Origin of the sequence: Stenotrophomonas sp. TWI169 (genome assembly GCF_039674705.1) — a bacterium.
GTDB lineage: Bacteria > Pseudomonadota > Gammaproteobacteria > Xanthomonadales > Xanthomonadaceae > Stenotrophomonas > Stenotrophomonas maltophilia_P.
Window position 1 is genome coordinate 75,796 of record NZ_JBDJOB010000003.1, and the last position, 18,493, is coordinate 94,288.

The following is an 18,493-nucleotide window of genomic DNA, read 5'->3' on the forward strand; positions in this document are numbered from 1 at the left end:
CCTTGCGCCCCGGTTTCTGGACTATAGTGCGCGGACCTGTTGGGGAATCAGGGCTTCACACCTATGTTGCTTCGTTTTCGTACGGTCGTCGCCGCGGCGATGCTGACCGTGGCTGCCTATGCTACCGCCGTGGAAGTGAATGGCGGGCACCCGGATACCTATGTGGTCCGAAAAGGGGACACGCTGTGGGATATCGCCGCGCGTTTCCTGCAGAAGCCCTGGCTGTGGCCGGAGATCTGGCAGGCCAACCCGCAGATCGCCAATCCGCACCTGATCTATCCGGGTGACGTGCTGAGCCTGGCCTACCTGGACCGTGTGACGGCCCAGCCCGGGCCCCGCCAGGAGGCCCCGATCGATGCCATTCCGCTGGCCCAGGTCGAGCCGTTCCTGAAGCAGCTGAGCGTGGTCGACCGCATCGACCACCTGCCCTACGTGGCGGGCCTGGAAGAAGACCGCCTGCGCGCCAGCAGTGGCGAAGCCGTGTACGTGCGCCTGGCCGATGCCCAGGTCGGGCAGCGCTGGGCCGTGGTCCGCCCGACCGTGCGCTATGGCGTGCCCAAGCCCACCGAGGACCTGACCGCCAATGGCGAGGTCACCCCCGGCAGCGGCAACCTGTGGCGGGCCTACAACGCGCCGACGCGACGTGCGCACCAGATGCTGGGCTACGAGCTGATGCAGGTCGGGACGGGCACCATCACCCAGGTTGCCGGCGGCAAGGTCGAGGCGTCCACCCTGGTGCTGGACAAGAACAGCGGCGGGCGTGAAGTCCGCGCCGGCGACCGGCTGGTGCCGGTCGAGGCAAGGCCCTACGACCTGCAGTTCGTCCCGCATGTGCCGGCGGCGGGCGTCGAGGGCGTGGACGTGCGTGTGCTCGCGGTGACCGACATGTTCAGCGTTGGCGGGCCACGCGATGTGATCGCCATTTCGGCGGGCCGCGCGCAGGGCGTGGACAACGGCACCGTGTTCTCGCTGTGGCGGCCGGGCCGCCACGTCGCGCACCGGATGAAGTACCCGGGGTCCTCGCGCATGGATGATTCGCTCAGTACCGGCGCCGGCCGGGTCTCGCTGCCCGACGAGTACGCCGCGCATGCGATGGTGTTCCGCACCTTCGACAACGTCAGCTATGCGCTGGTGATGCAGGGCGTGAAGCCTGTACGAGTGGGCTACAGCGCGCTGCATCCGGACACGAAGTAGGGTTGCCGGGAACATCCCTGACAGCCGCACGCGAAGGCGCCCTAGGGCGCCTTTGTTGTCTGCGGTCGATAGTGGGGGGATGACCAAGCAGGCAGATGAGGCGCTGGTGCGCCTGGTGATGGCGGGAGGCGCGCTGGCGCCGCGGCGGGCACTGCTGCAGGGCGCGGGCAGCGCCGAAGCGGCCCTTGCGCTGGGCGTGGCCGGCTGGCGCGCCCATGGCTGCACCCCGGAACAGTGCGCGGCACTGGAACGCCCCGATGCGCAGCGGTCGAAAGCCGCCCTGCACTGGCTGCAGGACGACCACCATCACCTGCTGGCCGTTACCGACCCGGCCTTCCCGCCCCTGCTGCCGGAGGTCCCCAACCCGCCGCTGGCGCTGTTCGTGGCCGGCGACCCCGGCCTGGCCTGGCGCCCGGCGGTGGCGGTGGTTGGCAGCCGCTCACCCACACCGGCCGGTCGGGCACTGGCGGCGCGTTTTGCCGGCAGCTTCGCCGAAGCCGGACTGGCGGTCGCCAGTGGGCTGGCGGCCGGTATCGATGCGGCCGCCCACCTTGCGGTGCTGGACGCCGGCGGCAGTACCGTTGCCGTCATCGGAACGGGCCCCGACCGTGCCTATCCGGACCACCATGCGCCACTGCAGGCCCGGATCGGCGCCGAGGGTGCCGTGCTCAGCGAGTACCTGCCCGGTACGGCTGCCCGTCCCGGCCACTTTCCGGCGCGCAACCGGCTGGTGGCCGGGCTGGCCCTGGCCACCGTGGTGATCGAGGCGGCGCACCGGTCCGGCGCCCTGATCACGGCGCGCCTGGCCGCCGAGGCCGGTCGCGAGGTATGCGCCGTGCCCGGCTCGGTGCTCAATCCGCGGGCAGCCGGCTGCCACCGCCTGATCCGCGAGGGAGCCGCCCTGGTGGAACGGCCCGAGGACGTGCTGGAGCTGCTGGCCCCGGCCCTGCGCCAGCAGCTGCCGGCCTTGCAATCGCGGCTGGCCACCCCCACTGAACAGGCAGTGCCAGCCGACCTGCCGGCACGCTGGGTCGGCGACCCTGACTACCAGCGGTTGTGGCAGGCCCTGGACCTTGACCCAATCAGTATGGATTCACTGATCACGCGCTGTGGATTGACGGCGCCGCAGGTGTCCTCCATGCTGCTGGCCATGGAACTTGCGGGAATCGTGGTCTGCGTACACGGCCGCTACTGTCGAACTCCCTAGTTTCTTCACCTCCACAGCGTCGCGCGACGCAGGCCGAGGGGCAATGAAAGAGAGCATCCTGGATGTACTGCTGTACCTGTTTGAACACTATTTCAGCGAAGATGCGGACCTGATCCGTGACCGCGATTCGCTCCAGAACGGCCTGATCCAGGCCGGATTCAGCCCTACCGAGATCAACAAGGCATTCGACTGGCTCGATGCCCTGGCGGCACAGCGTCCGAGTGTGGCCCAGGCGCGGGTCGATGGCCCGGTGCGCATCTATCACGGGCCCGAGCTGGACAAGCTGGACGTGGAATGCCGCGGTTTCCTGCTGTACCTGGAGCAGCACGGCATCCTCGATGCCGACCAGCGCGAGCTGGTGCTGGACCGGGCGATGGCGTTGGACCAGGACGAACTGGACCTGGACGATCTGAAATGGGTCGTGCTGATGGTGCTGTTCAACCAGCCCGGCGCCGAGGCGGCTTACGCCTGGATGGAAACGCAGATGTTCATGGACGAGCCAGAACCCCTGCACTGACCGTACACTTGGGGCATAGCGCATTCAGGAGCGTGCCCCGTGAGCGAGTGGTTCCATGCAGAAGGCAACCGGCAGCAAGGCCCGCTGCCGGCAGAACAGCTTGTCGAGCTGTTCCGCAACAATCAGATCAGCCTGGACACCCTGGTGTGGCGCGATGGCCTGCCGCAATGGCAGCCATTGCGCAGCGTGGTGGATGAGCTCGGCCTGATCGTGCCGGCCGTCGATGCAGCCCGCGACGACCCCGGGCTGCAGCCCCCTGCCCCGCAGCCTCCGGTACTGCCGGCGGCAACCCCCTATGCCCACAGTGCGCCCGCGGCCGCGTTGACGCCACCGAAGAAGGGCCTGTCCGGCTGCGCCCTGACCGCCATCATCGGCGGGGCACTGCTGCTGGTGGTGGTACCCATCGTGGCGATCCTGGCGGCCATCGCGCTGCCTGCCTACAACGACTACACCCTGCGCTCCAAGGTCGCCACGTCGCTGACCGCACTGCAACCGCTGAAGGACCAGGTGCAGCATTTCGCCGATGAGGAAGGCCGGTGCCCGGGTGCCAACGATGCCGGTTTCCCGGCGCCGGGGGACTTCTCCGCCGCAGGCCTGTCAGCGGTCCACGTCGGCCGCTTCAACAACGGTCATTGCGGTATCGAAGCCACGCTGGCCGCGCCCGGCAAGACCATCGATGGCGATCTGCTGTGGCTGGAATACGACCGCGACAGCGGCCGCTGGGAATGCAGCGGCGAAAGCAACGACAAGTATCTGCCGCAGCAGTGCCGCGGCTGAGCCATCGGCACTACACCCCAAGCAAGGACGACCCAGGAGGGACACACAATGACTGAGTGGTATTTCGCCGAAGGACAGCAACGCCAGGGACCGCTGCCGGTCGAGGACATCCGCCAGCGCTTCCAGCGCGGCCAGCTGACACTGGATACGCTGGTCTGGCGCGAGGGCATGGCGCAATGGGCCGCGCTGCGGCAGGTGGTCGACGAGCTCGGCCTGCAGACCCTGGCCAGCGCCACCACGGCCGCTGACAGTGGCGGCTTCGACCTGCGCAGCGACTACCAGGCCATCGACAACGGCACGGCGCCGCTGCCCGGCACCGGCGCGCTCAGCAGTTCGCCCTACAGCGCGCCGGGCACCGCAGCCATGGCCGGCCACGCACTGCCGGTGATGGGCGGCGAAGTGGTGTACGCAGGCTTCTGGAAGCGCGTGGCTGCCTATGTGATCGACTACTTCGTGCTGCTCATCCCCGGCACGATCATCGGCGTCATTTCCGCCCTGGCACTGGGTGCGGGCATGGGGGCCGCCGGCAGCGGCGAGTCGGCCATCGAGATCATGGGCCAGCTGGTCAGCGGCCTGCTCAACCTGGTGATCTCCATGGTGTACTACACCTGGTTCCACGCCTCGCGCGGCGGTGCCACCCTGGGCAAGATGGCCGTCGGCATCAAGGTCGTGCGCAGCAACGGTGACCGGCTGACCGTGGGACGTGCCTTCGGACGCTACTGGGCCGCCGTGCTGAGCGGCCTGATCCTGTGCATCGGCTACCTGATGGCCGCGTTCACCGAGCGCAAGCAGGGCCTGCACGACATGATGTGCGACACCCTGGTGGTGGACCGCTGGGCCTTCACCGACCAGCCGCAGCTGCAACGCCGCGAGCTGGGCGTGGTCACCATCGCCGTCCTGGTCATCACCGCCCTGCTGGCCCTGGCCGGCCTGGTCCTGATGGTGGCGGCCATCGGATTCATCGCCAAGATGGCCTCCTGACCGGCCATCCTCACGCCTGGGCGCTTGACATGGAGCGTCCGGGCGTGATTCCTCTAATAAGGAAACCTGAACGCCCGGCACCCAACCGGGCGTTCAGTTTATGGATTTGCCCGTGGCCGCTTCACTAATGCGGCCGTTTGCTCCACCCTAGCGGCCCCTCCCCTGCGGCTCGCCCCACAGACACTGCTGCCATGCCCAAGCACCTGCTCATCGTCGAATCGCCGGCCAAGGCCAAGACGATCAACAAATACCTCGGCAAGGACTACACCGTCCTGGCCTCGTATGGGCACGTGCGCGATCTGATCCCGAAGGAAGGCGCGGTCGATCCGGACAACGGGTTCGCCATGCACTACGACGTGATCGACAAGAACGAAAAGCACGTCGATGCGATCGCCAAGGCGGCCAAGGGCGCCGATGACATCCTGCTGGCGACCGACCCGGACCGCGAAGGCGAGGCGATCAGCTGGCACATCGCCGAGATCCTGAAGGAGCGCGGGCTGGTCAAGGACAAGCCGATGCAGCGCGTGGTCTTCACCGAGATCACCCCGCGCGCCATCAAGGAAGCGATCAACCAGCCGCGGGCCATCGCCAGCGATCTGGTGGACGCCCAGCAGGCACGCCGTGCGCTGGACTACCTGGTCGGCTTCAACCTGTCGCCGGTGCTGTGGCGCAAGGTACAGCGCGGCCTGTCCGCCGGCCGCGTGCAGAGCCCGGCACTGCGCATGATCGTCGAGCGCGAGGAAGAGATCGAAGCCTTCATCGCGCGCGAATACTGGTCCATCGCCGCCGAATGCGCGCACCCGTCGCAACACTTCAATGCCAAGCTGGTGAAGCTGGACGGACAGAAGTTCGAACAGTTCACCATCACCGACGGCGATACCGCCGAGGCCGCCCGCCTGCGCATCCAGCAGGCGGCGCAGGGCTCGCTGCACGTCACCGACGTGGCCAGCAAGGAGCGCAAGCGCCGCCCGGCGCCGCCGTTCACCACCTCCACCCTGCAGCAGGAAGCCTCGCGCAAGCTCGGCTTCACCACCCGCAAGACCATGCAGGTGGCGCAGAAGCTGTACGAAGGCGTGGCAATCGGCGATGAAGGCACGGTCGGCCTGATCTCCTACATGCGTACCGACTCGGTCAACCTGTCTCAGGATGCGCTGGCGGAAATCCGCGACGTGATCGCCCGCGATTACGGCATCGCTTCGCTGCCGGACCAGCCCAACACCTACCAGACCAAGTCCAAGAACGCCCAGGAAGCGCACGAAGCGGTGCGACCGACCTCGGCGCTGCGCACGCCGGCGCAGGTGTCGCGGTTCCTGACCGACGACGAGCGCAGGCTGTACGAACTGATCTGGAAGCGCGCGGTAGCGTGCCAGATGATTCCGGCCACGCTCAACACCGTCAGTGTCGACCTGTCGGCCGGCAGCGAACACGTCTTCCGTGCCAGTGGCACCACCGTGGTCGTGCCCGGCTTCCTGGCCGTGTATGAGGAAGGCAAGGACAGCAAGAGCGCCGAAGACGAGGACGAAGGCCGCAAGCTGCCGGCGATGAAGCCCGGCGACCGCGTGCCGCTGGAACGCATCCTGGCCGAGCAGCACTTCACCCAGCCGCCGCCCCGCTTCACCGAGGCGGCACTGGTCAAGGCGCTGGAAGAGTACGGGATCGGTCGTCCCTCGACCTACGCCTCGATCATTCAGACCCTGCTGTTCCGCAAGTACGTGGAGATGGAAGGTCGCAGCTTCCGTCCGTCCGACGTCGGCCGTGCAGTGTCCAAGTTCCTGTCCAGCCACTTCACCCAGTACGTGGACTACGACTTCACCGCCAGGCTCGAAGACGAGCTGGACGCCGTCTCGCGCGGCGAGGAAGAGTGGATCCCGCTGATGTCACGCTTCTGGGAGCCGTTCAAGGAGCTGGTCGAGGACAAGAAGGAATCGGTCGATCGTGCCGAAGCCAGTGGTGCGCGCGAGCTTGGCACCGACCCGAAGACCGGCAAGCCGGTCAGCGTGCGCCTGGGCCGCTTCGGGCCGTACGCCGCCATCGGCAGCACCGCCGAAGATGCCGAGGAGAAGCCGAAGTTCGCTTCGCTGCGCCCGGGCCAGTCGATGCACACCATCACCCTGGAAGACGCGCTGGAGCTGTTCCTGATGCCGCGCGCGCTGGGTGAGGACAAGGGCGAACCGGTCAGCGTCGGCATTGGTCGCTTCGGCCCGTTCGCCAAGCGTGGCAGCACCTATGCCTCGCTGAAGAAGGAAGACGACCCGTACACCATCGACCTGGCCCGCGCCGTCTTCCTGATCGAAGAGAAGGAAGAGATCGCGCGCAACCGGATCATCAAGGAATTCGAAGGCAGCGACATCCAGGTGCTGAATGGCCGCTTCGGCCCGTACATCAGCGACGGCAGGATGAACGGCAAGATTCCCAAGGACCGCGAGCCCGCCTCGCTGACGCTGGCCGAAGTGCAGCAGCTGATGGAAGAAACCGGCAAGCCGGTGCGCAAGGGCTTCGGCGCGAAAAAGGCCGCTGCCAAGAAGGCACCGGCGAAGAAGGCAGCGGTGAAGAAGGAAGCCGCGCCGAAGAAGGCACCGGCCAAGAAGGCGGCCGCGAAAAAGGCGCCGGCAAAGAAGGCCGCCGCCAAGAAGGCACCGGCGAAGAAAGCGGCCAAGAAGGTCGTCAAGAAAGCCTGATGCGGGACAGCGCCCGGCCATGGGTCGGGCGCAGGCAGTGCAGTACCCGGTCCGCCGCCGCCTCGATGGCGCCGGTCCACCCCATCTGCACGCGGTGGGAGGATAATGAAGGCCCATGCCGGGCCGGTCGCCACCATGAAAGAACTCACCCTGGATTCTGCCGTCACCCTGCTGCGCTCCGGCGGCGTGATCGCCTATCCCACCGAAGCGGTCTGGGGCCTGGGATGCGACCCGTCGCACGAAGCGGCGGTGCACACGGTGCTGCGGCTGAAGCAGCGGCCGATCGAGAAGGGCATGATCCTGGTGGCCGCCGAGCTGGCGCAGCTGGAGGGCTGGGTACGCCTGCAGGCGTTGCCCGACGAGCGTCAGCGTGCAGTGCTGGCCAGCTGGCCCGGCGCCAACACCTGGATTCTTCCTGCCGGATCACGCGCGCCAGGCTGGATCACCGGCGAACACAGCGGCATCGCGGTGCGCATCAGCGCCCACCCGCTGGTGGCGGCACTGTGCCACGCGTGGGGCGGGCCGCTGGTCTCCACCAGCGCCAACCTGGCCGGCGAGCCGCCGGCACGCAGCCGCGAGGAACTGGATCCGCGCCTGCTGCGCCTGCTGGACGGTATCCTGGACGGCCCGACCGGCGGCCTGGCCCAGCCGACGCCGATCCGCGATGCGCTCAGCGGCAACGTCCTGCGATCCTGAGCCGCCCTGTGGACGCGCGGATTGCGCCGCTCCGCCGGATCCCGCACGCTGCCTCCATGAGCCCGCTGCGCGCCGCCCTCTGCCTGAGCCTGCTGCTGCCATTGACCGCCACCGCCGGCGACGATGTGCGTGTCTACCGCTGTGTCGGCAGCAACGGCACCGTGGCACTGCAGGACACGCCGTGCAGCAGCGGCCGCCAGGAAGTGCGCGACCTGCAGCGGCCGCGTGATCCGGCGCCGCAGGTGGTGCGCAGCGACGCCGCGCCCGCAACCAGCACGCCGCCGGCCGTGATCGAGCGCGAGGTCCGGCACGTCTACGTACAGCCTCCGCAACCGATGTACGAATGCGTTACCGCCGACGGCGAGCGTTACACCAGCGACAGCAACGAAGGCAATCCACGCTGGGTCCCGCTGTGGACCACGGTCTGGTCGCCGCGCGGCCATTTCGGGCCAGGCCATCCCGGGCCCCGCCCGGCCACGGGCGCATCGGCCGGAGGTCCACCGATCTACCGGCCACCTGCGGTCGGCGTCGGCGTGCAGGTGCCGGCAGGCAACATCCTGGTCCGCGACACCTGCCATGCGCTGCCGCCGCAGGAAGTCTGTTCGCGCCTGCGCGATCGCCGCTGGGAGCTGGACCGCCGCTACAACAGCGCGCTGCAGAGCGAGCGCACCGCGATCAGCAACGAACAGCGCGGTATCGATGCGCGCCTGTCGCGCGACTGCGAGCGTTGAGTCCCTGCCCGTGTAGGCTGCACGCATGAGAAAAGCACTCTGGCTGGTTCTGGCGCTGCTGCCCGCAAACGCGTTCGCCGAGGACATGGTGATCTACCGCTGCACATTCAGCAGCAGCGACGTTCCTACCCTGCAGCGCACGCCCTGCCCCGAAGGCAGCACGCAGCAGATCCAGCGGGTACCGGAGCCATCAGCGACTCCGGCACCGCGCGTGGAGCCGCCCGCCGGCCAGGAAATGGAGCTCGCCCCGTCGTCAGCGCCGCCGCCGGCAGCGGCGGACACGCCGCGCGGGCTCGACCAGGCGCGCACCATCATGGAAGCGGGCATGGTTGAACCCGCTGGCGGCGGCGACGCCATTCTGGACAGCGCAGCGCTGCCGCTGCGGACGGACCCGGCAAGCCGCAGCGACACCGCGCCACGGGCACCGCTGCCGCCGATCTTCCAGTGCAGCAGCGAGGAAGGAAGCCGCTACCTGCACGAGTACGAGGCGGCGCCACCGCACTGCGTGCTGCTCGACGTACAGGGTCTTGGCGGTGTCACCCCGGCCAATGCCGCCAGCTGCGAAGTGGTACGCGACCGCTGCGAGGAGGTTCCCGAGATCCAGCGCTGCGGCAACTGGCAGCAGCGCCTGCGCGACGCCCGGGGGCGCGAGCGCTTCGCCGCGCCGGAGAACCTCGACGCCGCGCGCAGCGAGCGCGAGCGTCTGCAGGCCGTGCTCGAGGCCAGCGACTGCCCGGTACCGGGGTGAGGACCTGCCGGCGTGGCGCGGGCCCAACGCGGTGACGGTCAGAACCCGTAGCGCAGGAAACCGCCGTCCACGGCGATGCATTCGCCGGTGACATAACTCGCCGCCGGCAGGCACAGGAAGCCCACGGCCGCGGCGACTTCCTCCGGCTCACCGATGCGGCGCATCGGCGTGCGATCGATGACTTCCTCGTAGTAGTCAGGGTCGGACAACGGCCCGGAGGTGCGGCGCGTGCGGATGTACCACGGCGCCACCGCGTTCACGCGGATGCCGTCCTCGGCCCATTCCACGGCCAGGTTGCGGGTCATCTGATGCATCGCCGCCTTGCTCATGCCGTACACCACGCCACTGCGCACATGGGTCAGGCCGGAGACGCTGCCGACGTTGACGATGGCCGACGAGGCGTGACGTGCCAGCAGCGGATGCGCATAGCGCGACAGTTCAAACGCCGAGAACAGATTGGTCTCGAAGATGCCGCGCCACTCGTCCTCGGTATAGTCGATGGCGGCGCGGGTGATGTTGCCACCCGCATTGTTGACCAGCACGTGCAGGCCATCGGCATGGTCCTCGACCCAGTCCAGGATCTGCCGGCGATCCTCGTCGTCGGAGACGTCGGCGGCAAGCGCGCGCACCTGCTGGTCGGGATAGGCGTCGGCCAGCTCGTCGCGCGCGGTTTCCAGCGCGTCGATGTCGCGCCCGACAATCATCAGGTCGGCACCGAAGCCGGCCAGTTCACGCGCGATGGCCAGGCCGATGCCGGCGCTGGCGCCGGTGATCAGTGCGGTCTGCCCGTCCAGTCGCCACCGTTGCTGGGTCATGTGTCCTCCCGGGCTGCGCCCGCTGTGTTCCGATGCAGAAAGGATACGCGCTCACGGCACGCCCCTGCCGGCGGTGCCACACTGGCCGCACGCCCGTCGCGGAGAGCCACCATGCGCATCCTGATCCTGTCCGTACTGCTGTCGGCGACTGTATTGCTGGCCGGCTGCCAACGCCCACCGGCACCGGACCCGGAACGGCCGCCGGAACCCCAAGCCCTGGCCCGTGCAGCGCAGCAACCGATCGATCGCGCGCGCGCCGTGCAGAAGACCGTCGATGATGGCGCCGAGCGCGAGCGCAGCGCGGAGGCCGACGCAGCGCGCTGATCGCAGCGATGGTGCCGTCAGCGGAGCGCCGCCGAACGAAAACGCCCGACCAAGGGCCGGGCGTTTTCCGTCGATCCACGCTACGCGTGGCTGGCTGTGCTCAGAACCCGCAGAAGCAGTACGCCAGGGTCTTTACCGGAGCGCCGTTACCCTTCTCGCGCGCGGCGTTCTCGACGAAGCGCAGCTGGGTATCCACTTCCGGCATCGTGCGCGCCAGCATCATCCGCGCCACGCCCGAATCGGACAGCATCCAGGCACCGGTACGGCTGCCGGCAAACCCACTGACGAACTGCGCGAACGGGGTCGCGGCCTTTTCGATGTAACGCACGCGGAACTTGTCTTCGCCGCCCAGCTTGGCGCGGCTGGCGGCATCGGCCACGGCGTCTTTCAGGCCACCGAAGGCATCGACCAAGCCACGTTCCTTCGCCTGCGCGCCACTCCAGACACGGCCACGGGCCACCTCATCGATGGCCTCGACCGGCTTCTTGCGTGCTTCGGCGACACGTCCGGTGAAGTCGGCGTAGCCCTTGTTGATGACCGTCTGGATGACCTGGCCCACCGCCGGATCCATCGGCCGGGTGACGTCGAACGCACCGGCGAAGCGCGTGGTACCGACACCATCGGTATGCACGCCGATCTTGTCCAGCGCGCGGCTGAAGTTCGGGATCATGCCGAAGATGCCGATCGAACCGGTGATGGTCGAGGGATCGGCGTAGATGCGATCGGCATTCATGCTGATCCAGTAACCACCGGACGCGGCCAGGTCACCCATCGACACCACCACCGGCTTGCCGGCGGCCTGCAGGGCCACCACTTCACGGCGGATCTGCTCGGAGGCGAACACTTCGCCACCCGGCGAATTCACGCGCAGCACCACGGCCTTGACCTGCTCGTCGTCGCGCGCAGCGCGCAGCAGCGCCGACGTGGACTCACCACCGATGCGGCCGGCCGGCAGGTCACCGCCACTGATCTCGCCGGCGGCAACCACCACGGCCACCTGCGGGCGTGCATCCACCGGACTGCGGCGGGCGTCGAGCAGGGCCATGTAGCGACCGAAATCGACATTGCGGAAGCCGCCCTCAGCGTCTTCATCGGCCACGCCGCGTTCGATCATCAGGTCTTCGAACTCCTCGCGGGTCTTCAGCGCGGTCACCAGCTTCTGCTGCAGGGCGAACTTGGCCAGATCGCCACCGGCAGCCGCCACACCTTCGGGCAGCGTATCGATGCCGGCGGCCAGTTGCGCCGGATCCAGCCGGCGCGCCTTGGCGATGTCGCCCAGATAGCGCTGCCACACGTCGTTCATCCAGTACAGGTCGGCTTCCTTGGCCGCCGGCGAAGCAGCATCAAGCACATAGGGCTCGGCCGCGGACTTGTACTCGCCCACCTTGAACAGGTGCACGTCCACGCCCAGCTTGTCCTGCAGGCCGGAGCGGAAGTACTGGCGGTAGCGGCCCAGACCCTCGAGCACCACCGATCCCATCGGATCCAGGTAGACCTCGTCGGCCTGCGCAGCCAGCAGGTACTGCGACTGGCCCATGCTTTCGCTGTAGGCCACCAGCTGCTTGCCGGACGCGCGCAGGCTCTGCAGCGCGGCGGCGACTTCACGCAGCGAGGCGAAGCCGGAGGGCTGCAGCTTGTCCAGTTCCAGCACCACGCGCTCGATCTTCTTGTCCTCGCGCGCCGACTCGATCACCCGGACCAGGTCACGCAGCTGGACCTCTTCGGCGCTGTTGTCGCCCACGGCCTTGGCCAGCGCGCGGCTGACCGGATCGGCGCTGAACTGCTCGACCAGGCGCCCTTCCGGTGCGATCACCAGGGTCGTGCGGTCCTGCAGCGATTTGCTGGCACCGGCGCCCATGCCGGCGGCGATGACGAACACCACCAGCAGCAGGAACAGCAGGCCGAAGAACACCAGGTTGAGGATCAACCGGCGGGTGAAATTCATGACGTCCCACAGCCCGATGAAGAAACTGGCGACGGGATTGCGACGCGCCTGGGGCAGCGGGGGCACGGGTTGATTCATGGAGCGCTCCGGATGGCTTCTTGCCGTGGTAACAGCATAGCCGGTGCCGTGTGAGGCGGCATCGGACACAAGTCAGGGGATCGCCCGTCACGGGGTGACGGGCGGAGGGTCAGGACAGCGCGGACTGGCCGATGCGCTGGCTGCTGCGACGCAGGCGCCAGCCCATCAGGATGGCGGCGGCAGTGAGGCCGACGATCAGGCCGATCCACATGCCCTGCGGGCCCATGCCCAGCCCCAGGCCGAGCCCGGCGCCGAGCGGCATGCCCAGGCCCCAGTAGGCGAACATGGCGATGAACATCGGCACGCGGGTGTCCTTCAGGCCGCGCAGAGCACCGGCCGACAGCACCTGGATGCCGTCCGGGAACTGGAAGGTGGCCGCGTACAGCAGCAGCGTGGAGGCCAGGCCGGCCACCGCCAGATCGTTGGTGTACACCCCGACGATGGCATCGTGGCCGAACAGCAGCACCAGCGCGGACAACGTCTGTGTACCCATGATGATCGCGTAGCCGGCCCAGGCTGCACGACGCACACCGAAGCCATCACCCCGCCCCACTGCATGACCCACGCGCACCGTGGTGGCCTCGGCCACGCCCATCGGGATCATGAAGCACAGCTGCGCCACGTTGATCGCGATCTGGTGGGCTGCCGCCTCGTTGGCGCCGAGGCGGCCGATCAGCAGTGCGGTGACGATGAACAACCCACCTTCCATCAGCACGGTGATGCCGATCGGCAGACCGGTGCGCAGCAGGTCCCAGATCGCCTTCCAGCGCGGCCACTCGAAGTGCGAGAACAGCTGCAGATGGGCGAATCGCCGGGTACGCCACAGATAGAGGGCAAATGCGCTTGCCTGCAACCACATCATCACCGCCGAGGCGATGCCCAGGCCCTCGGCACCCAGCTCCGGGAAGCCCAGCTTGCCGTTGGCCAGCACGTAGCCCATCGGCGCCAGCACCACCAGGCCGCCGAAGCCGATCAACATGGTCGGCAGCGTCCAGTGCATGCCCTCGCTGAGATAGCGCATGCAGAAGTACAGCGTCAGCGCCGGCCCGCCCCAGCGCACCGCATGCAGGAACGCTGTTGCGCCGGGCACGATGTCCGGCGCGATGCCGAAGGCGGGCAGCAGCGGCGGCACCACCGTGAGGAAGGTGAACATGATCAGGCCCAGGCCCAGCGCCAGCCACAACGCCTGCCGGAACAGCGGACCGATCTCGCGCTCGCGGCCGGCGCCGTGCAGCTGTGATACCGAGGCGGTCAGCGAGATCAGCGTGCCGATCGGAATCAGCATCGGCAGCCAGAGCAGGGCCGTGCCGATGGTCACGGCCGCCAGGGTTGAGGTGGCGTGATGACCGGCAATCACGTTGTCGACGAAGGAGATCAGGCCGGTGGAGACATGCCCGAGCACGAGCGGCAGGGCGAGCAGACCGGTGGCGCCGACTTCCTTGCTGAAGCGCGGCGTGGAGGTTGCGTTGGACATGGGATGCAGAACGCGAACTGCGGTTGCGCGCGAAGGGCACAGGCACCGGGTTGCGGGCCGTCATCTTACGCGCGCGGTGCGTTCATTCCCATGACATGGCGTGAACGCTGGGTTTGACCGCGCGCTTACTGGCCGGCCTGGCGCTTGAGCCAGGCGTCTCGTTCCGCAGCAGGTACGGCGAGGAACGCGCTGCGCACCGCATCGCGTTCCTGCGGCGGCGTGCGCTGGGCCACCAGCGCCAACTGCGCCAGCTGTGCCGGGCTGAGCTGGTGCAGCACGGCCAGTGCACTGTCGCGCTGCTGCGGTGGCAGGAAGCCGAACAGCCCATGCAGCTTGGGAAACTCCACGCCCAGTTGCGGCCCCAGCCGCCAGCCATCGCGGAACGCCTGGTCCTGTGCCTGGAATTGCGAGCGCAGGCGCTCCTGCTGTGCGGCCGGCAGTGCGGCGAACCGCGTGGCCGCCTGACGGATGCGTTCGCGCTCGCTTTCCGGCAGCGCGCGCCAAGCGGCGTAGTCGGCGCGGCGCTGCCGCTGCTGCTGCGCGTCGAGCTGGACGAACGCGGTGGGTGCCGCCGATGGCGGGACCGCGGGCGTGGCCGCCGGCGCGGGTGGCAGTGGAACATTCAGGGTCTGGGGCGTTGCGGACAGCGACAACGGGATGGCCAGCAGCAGGCTGGTGATCACGGACTTATTCATCGGCGGCGGCGGTTTCCAGCACTGCGCTGGCCGGCTCTGGCCGGCTCGGCTTGGTCTGCGACTCGTCCACCGGCAGCGGACCACCGGCGGCCGTCCAGGCATACAGATCGGCCTCGGCCAGCAACGGATAATCGCGGTCGGCCAGCATTGCTGCGTCATCGCTGGCCGGGGCGCTGTCCGCCTGCGGCGTGGCAGCGACCGTGCTCGGCGGCAGCGCCTCGACCGTGACCGGGCCGGCCTCGGCAACCACCCCCTCCGGCAGCGGCGCATCGCTCACCAGCGACCGACCGCTCCAATGGCGCCAGCCCAGAGCGGCTGCCAGCAGTACTGCCACCGTCAGCAGCAGGATCGCCGGCCCGCGCCAGCGCGGTCGGGCGTCGGGGCGCCGGCGCCGGGGGCTGGCAGCGCTCCGTTCATCGCGCTGCGGTGCCCTCCAGCTGGACGTCGGCGCCTGCGGATTGCTGCTGGTGGCAGCTGCCGGCTGCTGCAGCTGCTGCAGGCGCTGCGCCGGCAGGTCGCGGATGCGCTGCTGCACCTGTTCGGCCAGGCCGCGCCAGGCAACGGCATCCGGCTGACCCTGGGCATCACGCGGGCAGGCATCGGCCAGCAGCTGCTGGTAGCCGGCCTCATCACGATCGAGTACCCGCGTGGCGATGTTCTCATCCAGGCTGCCGCCCACCCGCAGCAGCAGGGCCAGCCGTGGCAGCGGTGCCATGCCGCCCAGTGCGGCGAGTGCCGGCGGCCACTGGCCCGGGGCCGGCTCGCGCAGTGCCTGCCGCTGCCCCAGCAGGGTCCAGAAGCGGGTCGGCCACTGTGCCATCGGCAGATCGCTGGCAACGGCCGAGAAGGCGCGCATCACCGCCACGAGGGTCTGCTCGGCCCGGGCCGGGTCGCCGCATTGCAGCTCCGCCACCACCAGGGCGCGGCGCTCTACGCCACGCAGAAACGCCGACAGCGCACCGGCCGCGGTCGAGGAAACAGGGGCGGGCACAGCGGTCATCGGTCACTCCAGAGGTCTGCCGGCATGATAGCGGCAGGCCATCGGCGCCCGGCAGGACTTGCGTCCGTGGGCACTTCATGCTGCAGGTTGTGCACAGCACCACGCTGGCGCCCGGCAAAACCGCGACATCTCGCTGAATTCACTCTGTTTCAGCAATGTTTCACACATAACATATTGATTTTAATACATTTTAAAGTATGGCGATTTTTTGACCAACCCAAGGGCGAGGCCGTCGCCATCGGCGTCCTGCGCAGCCGTTGACCGGTAACGCACAGTGTTATCCACAGAACGTGTGGATAAGACTGAATCTCCAATGGACACCGATATTTAGGTGACATTTATGATTCGGCGACGTCCCCCGTGTGGGCCTTCCGGGCGGCATGCGGGTGCACACGGCCCGTTACACTGCCCCGATGCTCGACCCGATTCCGACCCTGCAGGTCGCCCTGCCCGTCCCCCTGCCCCGCCTGTTCGACTATCTGTCGCCGCAGGGCGATGCCCCGGACGTGGCGGTCGGCTGCCGGGTGAAGGTGCCGTTCGGCAACCGCGAACTCATCGGCGTGGTGGCCGGCCACGGCCAGGCCGACGACGGCCAGGGCCTGCGTCAGGCGCTCGCGTGGTGCGACCCCGCGCCCCTGCTGCAGGGCGAACTGTGGCAGAGCCTGCAATGGCTGGCCCGATACACCCACGCGCCGCTGGGCGAAGTGCTGAGCACGGCCCTGCCGGGGCCGCTGCGGCACGGCGAAGCCCTGCCCGACACCCATCATTGGGGCTGGCAGCTGACCGCCGCAGGCCACGCGCAGCGCGGCACGCTGCGCGCAGGCAGCCGCCCGCGGCAGTTGGCGGAACTGCTGGCCGACGCCGTCGTGGACGAGGACGTGCTGGGGGCGCGCATGGAGGACTGGCGCAGCGCGGCGCGCAGTCTCGGCAAGCGCGCACTGGCCGAGCGCGTTGCACTGAGCGTAGCGCCACAGCACGCGCAACCGCTGCCCGGCCCGACCCTCAATCCGGACCAGGCCGAAGCCGTTGCCGCGATCAACGCCGCGGAGGGGTTCCAGCCCTTCCTGCTCGATGGGGTGACCGGCAGCGGCAAGACCGAGGTCTACCTGCAGGCGATCATCCACTGCCTGGGCCAAGGCCGGCAGGCGCTGGTGCTGGTGCCCGAAATCGGACTGACGCCGCAGACCCTGGCGCGTTTCCGCGGCCGCCTGGGCATCGCCGTGCATGCGCTGCATTCGGGATTGAACGACAACGAGCGCGCGCGCGTCTGGGCAGCCGCCTCGCGCGGCGAAGCGCGGGTGATCGTCGGCACCCGCTCGGCGGTGTTCACGCCGCTGCCGCAGGCCGGCCTGCTGATCGTGGACGAGGAACATGACGGCAGCTACAAGCAGCAGGACGGCATCCGCTACCACGCGCGCGATTTCGCCCTGGTGCGTGCCAAGGCGCTGGGGGTTCCGGTGCTGCTGGGCAGCGCGACACCGTCGCTGGAAACCCTGCACAACGCCTATGCCGGTCGTTACCTGCACCTGCGCCTGAAGCAGCGCGCCGGCGACGCGCGGCCGCCACGCGTGCGCATCCTGGATGTGCGCAAGCGTCCCCTGCAGGACGGTCTCTCGGCCGAAGTGCTGGCCGGCATCGGCGAGCACCTGCAGCGCGGCCAGCAGGTGCTGGTGTTCAAGAACCGGCGTGGTTACGCACCGGTACTGCTGTGCCATGACTGCGGCTGGACGGCGCCGTGCCAGCGCTGTGATGCGCCGATGACCGTGCATGGCGGCGGCCGTCGCCTGCAGTGCCATCACTGCGGTGCGCGGCAACCGGCGCCACTGGCCTGCCCCGCCTGCGGCAGCCTGGCCCTGCAGCCACAGGGAATCGGCACCGAGCGGCTGGAGGAGCACCTCACCGCCGCCTTCGCCGAGTACCCGGTGGTGCGCATCGACCGCGGCACCACCGCCCGCCGCGATGCGCTGGAACAGCAGCTGGCCAAGCTGGGGGACCAGGCCGGCATCCTGGTCGGCACGCAGATCCTGGCCAAGGGCCACGATCTGCCCAGACTCACGCTGGTGGTGGTGGTCGGCATCGACGAGGGCCTGTTCTCGGCCGATTTCCGCGCCAGCGAGAAACTCGCGCAGCAGTTGATCCAGGTCGCCGGCCGCGCCGGGCGCGCCCGCGATCCGGGCGAGGTGTGGCTGCAGACCCACCATCCGGGTCATCCCCTGCTGGAGACGCTGGTCAACGGCGGCTACCACCCGTTCGCGCAGGCCGAACTGAACCAGCGGCAGGCCGCCGGCTTCCCGCCCTTCGCGCATCTGGCACTGATGCGTGCCGAAGCGCAACAGGTGGAGCACGCCAACGCGTTCCTGCTGGCTGCACGGCGACTGCTGGGCGAACAGGCGCTGGTGGAAGCGTACGGACCGATGCCGGCACCGATGCCGCGCCGGGCCGGCTACCAGCGCACGCAGCTGCTGCTGTCATCGGCACAGCGCCCGCCTCTGCACGGCGTGCTGGCGCAGCTGGTACCGCAGCTGTATGCCTTGCCGGAAGCCCGCAAGGTGCGCTGGTCGCTGGATGTGGATCCGACGGATCTGTATTGAATGCAAGCGGAATCCGCCGGGCATGGCCCGGCGCCATCGTTA

General features: G+C 68.7%; 16 protein-coding genes. 11 read left to right on the plus strand and 5 right to left on the minus strand.

Annotated elements, in window-relative coordinates; all coding sequences use genetic code 11:
* The first annotated feature begins 63 nt into the window (after nucleotides 1-63).
* The 9 genes from ABE543_RS03425 to ABE543_RS03465 all read left to right on the plus strand — a co-directional run bounded on the left by ABE543_RS03425 (nucleotide 64) and on the right by ABE543_RS03465 (nucleotide 9,529).
* Nucleotides 64-1,194, plus strand: coding sequence for a LysM peptidoglycan-binding domain-containing protein (locus ABE543_RS03425; protein WP_053517112.1), 1,131 nt, complete (start codon nucleotides 64-66; stop codon nucleotides 1,192-1,194).
* 79 nt (nucleotides 1,195-1,273) lie between these two features.
* Nucleotides 1,274-2,401 (plus strand): DNA-processing protein DprA, encoded by a 1,128-nt coding sequence (dprA, locus tag ABE543_RS03430; RefSeq protein ID WP_164151334.1) that lies wholly within the window; start codon nucleotides 1,274-1,276, stop codon nucleotides 2,399-2,401.
* Nucleotides 2,402-2,444: 43 nt separating this feature from the next.
* Entirely contained in the window at nucleotides 2,445-2,918 is a 474-nt protein-coding gene (locus ABE543_RS03435) for a DUF494 family protein (protein WP_053517108.1), read from the plus strand.
* 39 nt (nucleotides 2,919-2,957) lie between these two features.
* A complete protein-coding gene (locus tag ABE543_RS03440) occupies nucleotides 2,958-3,695 on the plus strand; it encodes a pilin (protein ID WP_346475314.1) in 738 nt (245 codons plus the stop codon).
* Nucleotides 3,696-3,743: 48 nt separating this feature from the next.
* Nucleotides 3,744-4,676 (plus strand): RDD family protein, encoded by a 933-nt coding sequence (locus ABE543_RS03445; RefSeq protein ID WP_197571982.1) that lies wholly within the window; start codon nucleotides 3,744-3,746, stop codon nucleotides 4,674-4,676.
* Nucleotides 4,677-4,867: 191 nt separating this feature from the next.
* Nucleotides 4,868-7,354 (plus strand): DNA topoisomerase I, encoded by a 2,487-nt coding sequence (locus ABE543_RS03450; RefSeq protein WP_312556211.1) that lies wholly within the window; start codon nucleotides 4,868-4,870, stop codon nucleotides 7,352-7,354.
* 105 nt (nucleotides 7,355-7,459) lie between these two features.
* Nucleotides 7,460-8,050: a Sua5/YciO/YrdC/YwlC family protein gene (locus tag ABE543_RS03455; protein ID WP_080375246.1), complete on the plus strand. Its 591-nt coding sequence runs from the start codon at nucleotides 7,460-7,462 to the stop codon at nucleotides 8,048-8,050.
* Between the two features lie 56 nt (nucleotides 8,051-8,106).
* Nucleotides 8,107-8,781: a DUF4124 domain-containing protein gene (locus ABE543_RS03460; RefSeq protein WP_346475315.1), complete on the plus strand. Its 675-nt coding sequence runs from the start codon at nucleotides 8,107-8,109 to the stop codon at nucleotides 8,779-8,781.
* 25 nt (nucleotides 8,782-8,806) lie between these two features.
* Entirely contained in the window at nucleotides 8,807-9,529 is a 723-nt protein-coding gene (locus tag ABE543_RS03465; RefSeq protein WP_346475316.1) for a hypothetical protein, read from the plus strand.
* Between the two features lie 38 nt (nucleotides 9,530-9,567).
* Here ABE543_RS03465 and ABE543_RS03470 read toward each other — a convergent pair whose 3' ends face one another.
* Entirely contained in the window at nucleotides 9,568-10,344 is a 777-nt protein-coding gene (locus tag ABE543_RS03470; RefSeq protein WP_065181584.1) for an SDR family oxidoreductase, read from the minus strand.
* Nucleotides 10,345-10,455: 111 nt separating this feature from the next.
* Between ABE543_RS03470 and ABE543_RS03475 the strand changes: the two genes are divergently transcribed.
* On the plus strand, nucleotides 10,456-10,668 hold the full coding sequence (locus ABE543_RS03475; protein WP_053515748.1) for a hypothetical protein: 213 nt from the start codon (nucleotides 10,456-10,458) through the stop codon (nucleotides 10,666-10,668).
* 100 nt (nucleotides 10,669-10,768) lie between these two features.
* Here ABE543_RS03475 and sppA read toward each other — a convergent pair whose 3' ends face one another.
* The 4 genes from sppA to ABE543_RS03495 all read right to left on the minus strand — a co-directional run bounded on the left by sppA (nucleotide 10,769) and on the right by ABE543_RS03495 (nucleotide 15,860).
* Nucleotides 10,769-12,691 carry a signal peptide peptidase SppA gene (sppA, locus tag ABE543_RS03480; RefSeq protein ID WP_053515746.1) on the minus strand — a complete coding sequence of 641 codons (1,923 nt, stop codon included), beginning with the start codon at nucleotides 12,689-12,691 and terminating at the stop codon, nucleotides 10,769-10,771.
* Between the two features lie 109 nt (nucleotides 12,692-12,800).
* Nucleotides 12,801-14,165 carry an MATE family efflux transporter gene (locus ABE543_RS03485; protein WP_053515745.1) on the minus strand — a complete coding sequence of 455 codons (1,365 nt, stop codon included), beginning with the start codon at nucleotides 14,163-14,165 and terminating at the stop codon, nucleotides 12,801-12,803.
* 125 nt (nucleotides 14,166-14,290) lie between these two features.
* Complete coding sequence (locus ABE543_RS03490; protein ID WP_053515743.1) at nucleotides 14,291-14,860, minus strand: DUF3106 domain-containing protein; 570 nt, start codon at nucleotides 14,858-14,860, stop codon at nucleotides 14,291-14,293.
* Nucleotides 14,853-15,860, minus strand: coding sequence for a hypothetical protein (locus tag ABE543_RS03495; protein ID WP_128987728.1), 1,008 nt, complete (start codon nucleotides 15,858-15,860; stop codon nucleotides 14,853-14,855). Before ABE543_RS03495 ends, ABE543_RS03490 begins: the two co-directional genes overlap by 8 nt.
* 413 nt (nucleotides 15,861-16,273) lie before the next feature.
* On the opposite strand from ABE543_RS03495, the gene ABE543_RS03500 reads away from it, so the two are divergent.
* Nucleotides 16,274-18,451 carry a primosomal protein N' gene (locus ABE543_RS03500; protein WP_053515740.1) on the plus strand — a complete coding sequence of 726 codons (2,178 nt, stop codon included), beginning with the start codon at nucleotides 16,274-16,276 and terminating at the stop codon, nucleotides 18,449-18,451.
* The last annotated feature ends 42 nt before the right edge of the window (nucleotides 18,452-18,493 follow it).